The organism is Limnohabitans sp. Bal53 (genome assembly GCF_003063355.1).
Classification (GTDB): domain Bacteria; phylum Pseudomonadota; class Gammaproteobacteria; order Burkholderiales; family Burkholderiaceae_C; genus Limnohabitans_A.
This window is the reverse complement of sequence record NZ_NESH01000014.1, coordinates 1-7,685: the sequence shown is the minus strand read 5'-3', so window position 1 is coordinate 7,685 and position 7,685 is coordinate 1. Positions and strand designations below refer to the sequence as shown.

General features: G+C 60.7%; 6 protein-coding genes. 2 read left to right on the top strand and 4 right to left on the bottom strand.

What is annotated here, in order from left to right:
- Positions 1-243: 243 nt before the first annotated feature.
- Entirely contained in the window at positions 244-1,278 is a 1,035-nt protein-coding gene (locus tag B9Z50_RS17195; protein ID WP_233249926.1) for a LacI family DNA-binding transcriptional regulator, read from the top strand.
- Here B9Z50_RS17195 and B9Z50_RS17190 read toward each other — a convergent pair.
- Both B9Z50_RS17190 and B9Z50_RS17185 read right to left on the bottom strand, forming a co-directional pair.
- A complete protein-coding gene (locus tag B9Z50_RS17190; protein ID WP_108365974.1) occupies positions 1,261-1,695 on the bottom strand; it encodes a hypothetical protein in 435 nt (144 codons plus the stop codon). The genes B9Z50_RS17195 and B9Z50_RS17190 overlap by 18 nt on opposite strands.
- On the bottom strand, positions 1,692-3,776 hold the full coding sequence (locus tag B9Z50_RS17185; protein WP_108365973.1) for an ATP-dependent helicase: 2,085 nt from the start codon (positions 3,774-3,776) through the stop codon (positions 1,692-1,694). Before B9Z50_RS17185 ends, B9Z50_RS17190 begins: the two co-directional genes overlap by 4 nt.
- Before the next feature lie 174 nt (positions 3,777-3,950).
- Between B9Z50_RS17185 and B9Z50_RS17180 the strand changes: the two genes are divergently transcribed.
- Positions 3,951-4,919, top strand: coding sequence for an AEC family transporter (locus tag B9Z50_RS17180; RefSeq protein ID WP_108365972.1), 969 nt, complete (start codon positions 3,951-3,953; stop codon positions 4,917-4,919).
- 118 nt (positions 4,920-5,037) lie between these two features.
- On the opposite strand, the gene priA is transcribed toward B9Z50_RS17180, so the two are convergent.
- Positions 5,038-7,143, bottom strand: a complete 2,106-nt coding sequence (priA, locus tag B9Z50_RS17175) for a primosomal protein N' (RefSeq protein ID WP_108365971.1) — start codon at positions 7,141-7,143, stop codon at positions 5,038-5,040.
- Positions 7,144-7,536: 393 nt separating this feature from the next.
- Positions 7,537-7,685: uroporphyrinogen decarboxylase family protein (locus B9Z50_RS17170; protein WP_304481688.1), on the bottom strand; the 149-nt coding region annotated here is incomplete at its 5' end.

The window sequence follows — 7,685 nt, the reverse complement described above, 5'->3', positions numbered from 1 at the left end:
CAGCCTGAGTTGCACATTCGCTCGCATGCGAAGGCGAAGTACGAAGCGGCTGCGGCCGTGATGGCCAATGCACAGAGAGTGGGCTTGACCAAATTGGGCATCGTTGGCTCTGAGCAGTTTGTCAATTGAGCGCGACCCAGCAAGTTGTTCAGTGTGTTTCTTCCAAGGAAACCTTGTGCCTCTACCCTCATGGGTAGGGGCATTTTTTTGATTTAACATGGGTCGAACTTAGAGAGACCGTGAATGGCTAAAGCAGAACCAGAAAAGCGCAAGATCCAGATGGCCGATATTGCCCGTTTGGCGGGCGTGTCGACGGCAACCGTTTCACGATCACTCAATGGCAGCTCGCTGATCAACGACGAAACACGGTTGCGAATCATTGAATTGGCCCGATCGCTCAACTACACCATCAATTTGGGTGCGCAAAATTTGCGCAAAGGCGACAACACAACAATCGGGGTGGTGATTCCCTACGACTCGGCGAATCGGCAAAGTATTTCCGATCCATTTTTCCTGGGCATGCTGGGTAGTTTGGCGGATGCACTGACGGATAGGCAATATGACATGTTGCTTTCTCGTGTTGATGCAGACCATTTGGATCGGGTTTCTGCACTGTATGACTCGGGTCGGGTGGGGGGGATGATTGTGATCGGTCAATGGGGACACCACGATCAACTCAATGAACTCGCAAGGCAGCGCCTTCCATTTGTGGCCTGGGGAGCGCAGTTGCCGAATCAGTTGTATTGCAGTGTGGGCGGTGACAATGCCAGCGGTGGTCAGTTGGCCACCGAACATTTGCTGGGATTGGGTCGCAAGCGCATCGCCTTCATGGGTGAGAAGTCCTTGCCTGAACCCGAAAAACGTTATGCGGGTTATCAGAAAGCCTTGCGCAAGGCCGGCATGAAAATGGACTCGTCTTTGTACATTCCTTCGTCTTTTGCACCGCTTTCTGCACAAGAGGCTTTGCGCTTGCATCTGGACCGACATGGCTTGAATTTTGATGCCTTGGTGGCGGCCAGTGACTTGATCGCCATCAGTGCTTTGGGCGTGTTGCGCGAAAGGGGTTACCGAGTCCCCGAAGATGTGAGTGTGGTGGGGTATGACGATGTCGAGCCTGCAGCTCACAGCTTCCCGCCCCTGACAACGGTGCGTCAACCGTTGGATATGGCCGGAGTCCAATTGGTCGACTGTTTGCTGCGCATCATGGCAGGCGAAAAACCAGAATCGGATCTGCTGCCGACCACGCTGGTGATCCGTGAATCAACGAGAGCTGTTTGAAAGAATCACAAATGGTTGAGGTGGTCGGGTGGCGTCTCCCCATTGCCGTTCACCTGTGATCGTCCAGTTGCAGTGCCGCACTTGCACTTCGCCCAGCCAGGTGGCCGCAATGCGACGGCCGTCGTGGGATTCTTCTAAGGTGAACTCCCCTTTTTCGAGGTCAGCCACCACCGGGTAGCGCTGCGTCCCTTTTGACAGCTCGCCGCGCAGACTGCCCCGGTGTTCAGGGTGGGGGCCCAGTTGCAGGAACCAATCTGGGCCAGTGCCGTCCAGTTGCACCTTCCAGATGCCGTGCAGTTGTTCGGGCTGGACGTCGGCAGAGGCAGGGCAAGCGGGGGGCAAGTTGGTGCAGCCTGACAGGGCAAAAAGTGCGGCCATGCCGGTGATGGCCCAAAGACGCAGTTGAAGTGTGCTCATGTTTTGGCCTGCGCAGCCGCTGCCGTCGCTACGGCTGCGCGTTGTGCAAATTCGGCCCGCAGCGCTTTGAGTTTTTCGCGCGGGTCTTCTTTGACCGTGTTTTCATCCAGCCGCATTTCGGCAATGAAGCGGCTGGGCAGTGCGGCCACGGTTTCGCGGCCTTTTTTGCGGCGTTTGGTCCAGCTGACAGCCAGGCTGCGCTGGGCGCGGGTGATGCCCACATACATCAGGCGGCGCTCTTCTTGCAGGCGCAGCAAGATACCCTCTTGGCTGGCGCCTTCGGTGGTGTCGTCGTCGCCCAGCTTAAAAGGCAGCAGGCCTTCGTTCACGCCCACCAGGGTCACATGCGGCCACTCCAGACCCTTGGAGGCGTGCAGGGTGGAGAGCGTGACCACGTTCTGGTCTTTTTCGCGCTCGCTCAGGGTGGAGATCAGCGAGATGGTTTGTGCCACCTCCAGCAGGTTTTTGGTTTCGGTGGCGTCCGTCCCCGTGGCGTCTTCGATCTCGCCGCCGCAGCGCCCGGCCATCCAGTCGCAAAACTCCAGCACATTGGTCCAGCGGGCCGAGGCCACTTTTTCGTTCTCCTCGCCGTCGTACAGGTGCGACTCGTAGCCGATTTCTTTGAGCCACTCCAGCAAAAAAGCCAACGCGTCTGTTTTGCCCAAAGTGTGGCGGGCGCGGTGCTCCAGGTCGTTGATGTAGCGGCCAAACTCGTGCAAGCCTGCCACCGCGCGCGCATTGACCGCGCTGGGCAGGCTGCCCGCAAACAGGGCCTCGAACAAGCTCAGTTTGTATTGCGTGGCAAAAGTACCCAACTGGCCCAGCGTTTGGTGACCGATCCCGCGCTTGGGGCTGGTGATGGCGCGCAAAAAGGCCGGGTCGTCGTCGTTGTTGATCCACAGGCGAAACCAGGCGCACAAGTCCTTGATTTCGGCTTTGTCAAAAAAGCTTTGCCCGCCCGACACCTTGTAAGGAATGTTGGCGCGGCGCAGCGCTTGCTCAAACGGCCGGGCCATGTGGTTGGCGCGGTACAGGATGGCAAAGTCCTTGAACTCGCGGTGTTTGGAGGGGTTGACCTGGCCGCCGCGGATCGACTGGATGCGTGCAATGGCTCGGTCCGCTTCGTGATCTTCGTTGACTGCATCGATCACGCGCACGGGCTCGCCCTCACCCAACTCCGAAAACAGCGTTTTGGGAAACAACTTGGGGTTGGGCTGGATCACGTTGTTGGCCGCCCGCAAGATGGCGCTGGTGGATCGGTAGTTCTGCTCCAGCTTGATGACTTTCAAATTTGGAAAGTCCACGGGCAAGCGTTTGAGGTTGTCGAGCGTCGCGCCGCGCCAGCCGTAAATGGACTGGTCATCGTCGCCCACTGCCGTGAAGCGGGCGCGCTCACCCACCAGGTGTTTCAGCACTTCGTACTGCGTGGCGTTGGTGTCTTGGTATTCGTCGACCAACACATGGCCCATCTTGGCCTGCCAGCGCTCGCGCACTTCGGGGTAGTCGGCCAGCAACTTCAGGGGCATGCCGATCAGGTCGTCAAAGTCCACACTTTGGTAGGCGGTCAACCGCTCTTGGTACAGCGCCATGATGCGGGCGATCACGCGGGCGTTGTCGTCAGGCGCTTGGGCGGCGGCCTGCTCGGCGTTCAGGCCCATGTTTTTCCACAGGCTGATCGTCCACTGCCATTGACGGGCGGTGGCCGCATCGGTGGTGCCGCCGCAGTCTTTGAGGATGCTGGTCACATCGTCCGCGTCCATGATGCTGAACTGAGGCTTGAGCCCCAGCACCGCGCCGTCCTCGCGCATGATGCGCACCCCCAGGGCGTGGAAAGTGCAGACCGTCACGTCTTTGGCCGGGCGGCCAATGAGTTCCTTGGCCCGCTCGCGCATCTCGGCCGCGGCCTTGTTGGTGAAGGTGATGGCAGCGATGCGCTTGGGCTCCAGCCCGGCTTCGATCAGGCGCCCGATTTTGTGCGTGATCACGCGTGTCTTGCCCGAACCGGCCCCGGCCAGCACCAAGCAGGGGCCGGAGACGTAGTTCACGGCTTCGAGTTGGGCGTTGTTGAGTCCGGCTGACATGGGGCGTGGGCGATCGGGGCAAAGCGGGCCATCATAGCGGGCTTGAGCTGGGCCTTCGTCTTGGGTGAGCCGTGCCCGGCTGCCGTTGGCATGTGGGTTGGTGCTGGCTCAGCCTGTCCGCACTGCGACTGTGGGTGCCCAAGCCGCCTACTGGTTTACCCCGACAATCGGTGCATGCTTGAAATCTTGCGTGTCACCTTTCCCTTTTTCGCCCTGGTCTTGTGCGGCTATGCGGCAGCCCGGCTGCGGCTCTTGCCCTTGGAGGCCATTCCTGGCTTGAATGGCTTTGTGCTGTTTTTTGCGTTGCCTTGCATGTTGTTCCGCTTCGGGGCTGACACGCCGATTGCCCAGTTGCTCGATGCCGGGGTGTTTTTCACCTATTTGTTGTGCGCCTTGGTGGTCGTGGCGTTCAGCATCGCCATCAGTATGAATGCACGCATCCGCTGGAACGATGCGTCCATGGGGGCCTTGGTGGCCGCCTTTCCCAACACCGGCTTCATGGGTGTGCCCTTGCTGGTGGCATTGCTCGGGGCGCAGGCGGTGGGGCCGGCCATTGTGACCATCGTGGTCGATCTGGTGATCACTTCCTCGTTGTGCGTGGCTTTGTCGCGCATGGACGCGGCTGGGCAGCACGGTGCGGCGGTGGCCGCTCGCAAGGCGTTGGCCGGGGTGCTGCGCAACCCCATGCCTTGGGCCATCAGCCTGGGCGCGGCGTTTTCATTTTGGAACTTGGAATTGATCGGCCCGGTGGACAAGACGGTGAGCTTGCTGGCCGATGCGGCCTCGCCTGTGGCGCTGTTCACCATCGGTGCGGTGCTGGCCCGCTCACAAATGCAGGCACACGAGCGCCCGGATGGACCTTTGCGCACCGCCGATTACCTGCCGATTGCGCTGATCAAGCTGGTGCTGCACCCGGTGCTGGTGTTGCTGGTGGGCTTGACGGCCATTCAGTGGGGCGTGCCAATCGAGCCCTTTGCCCTGCAGGTGATGGTGTTGGTGGCCGCGCTGCCCAGCGCCAGCAATGTGTCGCTGCTGGCCGAGCGCTTGGGCGCTGACAACGGGCGCATCGCCCGCATCATTTTGGTCACCACATCGGCTGCATTCTTGACATTCTCAGGCGCAGTGGCGTTTTTCAAAATGTGAAGACGTCCATCGAGGGGTGAGTGCTCAAAAGGAGCCAACGGTTCCCCTGTAGGAGCGGTCACCGACCGCGATGGGTTCGCATGACTTTGCCCCCCGCGGATTGGCGATTGCAATCGTCTCAAATCGCCTGCGGGTCCACGTCGACCAGCCAGCGGATCACGCCTTTGTGTTCGGGCTGGCTGCGCACCTGGTGCAACACGCCATGAAGATGCCACAGCATTTTTTGCAGCGCCATGCGGTTGGGGCTCTCCAGCAGCATCTGGGCGCGCTCCACATCGGCCACACGCTGCATGCTCATGGGCACGGCGGGGTACACACTCACCTGCAAGACCAAGTCTGCGGTCGCCGGATCGGCGCTCAGTTGCGCCTCCAGCGTTTCGCGGGCCGCATTCAACAGCGCTTGGGCGGCTTCTTGCGTGCGAGCGTCGGCGCGCAGCAGGGCCTGGTGGCTGATCGGCGGCAGGTCGGCGGCGGTGCGCTCGGCCAACTCGCTGGCGGCAAAGGCCGGGTAGTCGTGTTTTTTGAGCGCCTCAAACAGCGCGTGGGTGGGGTGAAAGGTTTGTACCCACATTTCACTCGTGGCGCTTTGCGCGGCATCGCGCCCGGCTCTGCCAGCGGCCTGCATGAGCAGCGCAAACAAGCGCTCAGGCGCCCGAAAGTCGCTTGAAAACAGCGCCGTGTCCGGATTGACGGCGGCCACCAGCGTGATGCGCCTGAAGTCGTGCCCCTTGGCAATCATTTGCGTGCCGACCAAGACATCCACCTCGCCGGAGTGCACTTGGGCCAGTTGGCTTTCGAGTGCCCCTTTGAGCCGTGTGCTGTCGGCGTCGATGCGGGCGATGCGCACCGGCATGCCATCTGGGCGCAAAACGTGCGCCAGCAACTCGCCCAGGTGTTCTTCGAGTTGTTCTGTGCCCCGGCCAATGGGCGCGATGTCGGCGTTGCCACATTCGGGGCAGGCGCGCGGCACACGCTCGGTCAGTCCGCAGTGGTGGCAGCGCAGGGTGCGGTCAATTTTGTGGAACACCCGGAATGCGCTGCAGTGCTTGCACTCGCTTTTCCAGCCGCAGTCGGCGCAGTGCAGCACGGGGGCGTAGCCGCGGCGGTTGAGCAGCAGCATGCATTGCTCGCCGCGCTCTACCCGCTCTTGGATGGCGGCCACGAGCTGGGTGGACAGCACGGTGCGGCGCGGTTGTTTGTTCATGTCCACGCGCCGCACTTTCGGCAACAGGCCGGTGCCGATTCGCGAGGGCATGAGCAGGCGCTGGTAACGGCCGCCTGTATCGTCCTCTGTGGCCGGGCGGCTGAGGTGCCAGCTCTCGAGCGATGGCGTGGCCGAGGCCAGCAGCACCGGGGCGTTTTGCAGGCGGCCCCGGTACACCGCCAAGTCGCGGGCCGAGTAGCGGGCGCCTTCTTGCTGTTTGTAGCTGGGGTCGTGTTCTTCGTCGACCACGATGAGTTGGAGGTGCGGCATGGACGCAAAAATCGCCATGCGCGTGCCCAGCACGATGCGGGCGTGACCCGCATGCGCGGCCAGCCAGGCTTTGAGGCGCTGGGCGGGCGTCATGCCGCTGTGCATCGACACCACCGCCTCGGTGCCAAAGCGAGCCTGCACCCGTTCTTCCAGCTGCGGCGTGAGGTTGATCTCGGGCACCATGAGCAGGGCTTGGGCCTGCGGGTCCGCCGCCAGCATGCGTTCCACAGCTTGCAAATACACCTCGGTCTTGCCGCTGCCGGTGCTGCCAAACAGCAAAAAAGGGCCTGTGCCTGAGGCCATTTGGTCCAGCACAGCGCTTTGTTCGGGCGAGAGGGCTGGGCCGGCCGTGGTTTGCACGGCGCGCTCGGTGTTTTGCTTTTTCAGGCGTCGTGCCAGTTGTTCGCTGGTCAAGTCGCGCAGCTGTGGCGGCAAGGCCGACAAGGCCACCTCGCCCAACGAGCGCTGGTAATACTGGGCTGAGAACTGCACCAGTTGCCGCCAAGCGCTGTCCAGCGGTGTCAAGTCTGCGAGCACGCTCAGCACATCGCGCACAGCCGAAGTGGGCATGTCGTTGGGCGCGGCATCGCGCAGGGCCCAGACCACACCCAGCACTTCGCGCTGACCCAAAGGCACGCGCACCAGCTGACCGGGCTGCACCAAAAAGGGGCTGCGGTAGCTCAGCAGTCCCCCGACTTGGCTGTGTGCCGGGGTCTGGACGGCAACGTCAATCCAGTGGTGTGCGCTCACATTGTTCTCGGGTATTTCGGTAAATTTGCCAGTATTGGAGGTTAGCTGAATTCTTGAAAGAGTGGCTAAGTCATTGATTTCAAAGAGCTTTGAGATCAATCCAAAAAATCTGTGGATAACTTTGTTGAAAACTCTGTCGAGATACGCTGGAAGCCTTGAAAATCAAGCCTTCCGTCAAATTGCCCATTCAATATGCAGGAAATAAATCCCAATGAAATCAACAACTTACGTTAGAGGGTGTCGATCGATATTGCTGCTTCGCAACATAGGTGGGCTGTTTGGGGTGATGTTTACTTTTGTGCATAAGTCAAGCGTCAAGCGGCCTTTATTTTTGAAAAAAGTGCTTGTGCGCCTGATTTTTATGCTACCGAAGACCGACCAAGTCAGCCATGCTCACTTTTGGCGCATGGCCTTTGAATGGCTGTGCACCGCTTCCACCAGCGCCGTCACATGTTCGGGCGGGGTGTATTGGCTGATGCCGTGGCCCAGGTTGAAGATGTGGGTGGGGCCGGTTTGGGTGGTGTCGGTGTGTGGCGTGCCAA

Bases quoted from the DNA above. Each gene is read 5' to 3' on its own strand.
- B9Z50_RS17185 (WP_108365973.1), bottom strand. From the start codon at position 3,776: ATGTCAGCCGGACTCAACAACGCCCAACTCGAAGCCGTGAACTACGTC.
- B9Z50_RS17180 (WP_108365972.1), top strand. From the start codon at position 3,951: ATGCTTGAAATCTTGCGTGTCACCTTTCCCTTTTTCGCCCTGGTCTTG.
- B9Z50_RS17195 (WP_233249926.1), top strand. From the start codon at position 244: ATGGCTAAAGCAGAACCAGAAAAGCGCAAGATCCAGATGGCCGATATT.
- B9Z50_RS17190 (WP_108365974.1), bottom strand. From the start codon at position 1,695: ATGAGCACACTTCAACTGCGTCTTTGGGCCATCACCGGCATGGCCGCA.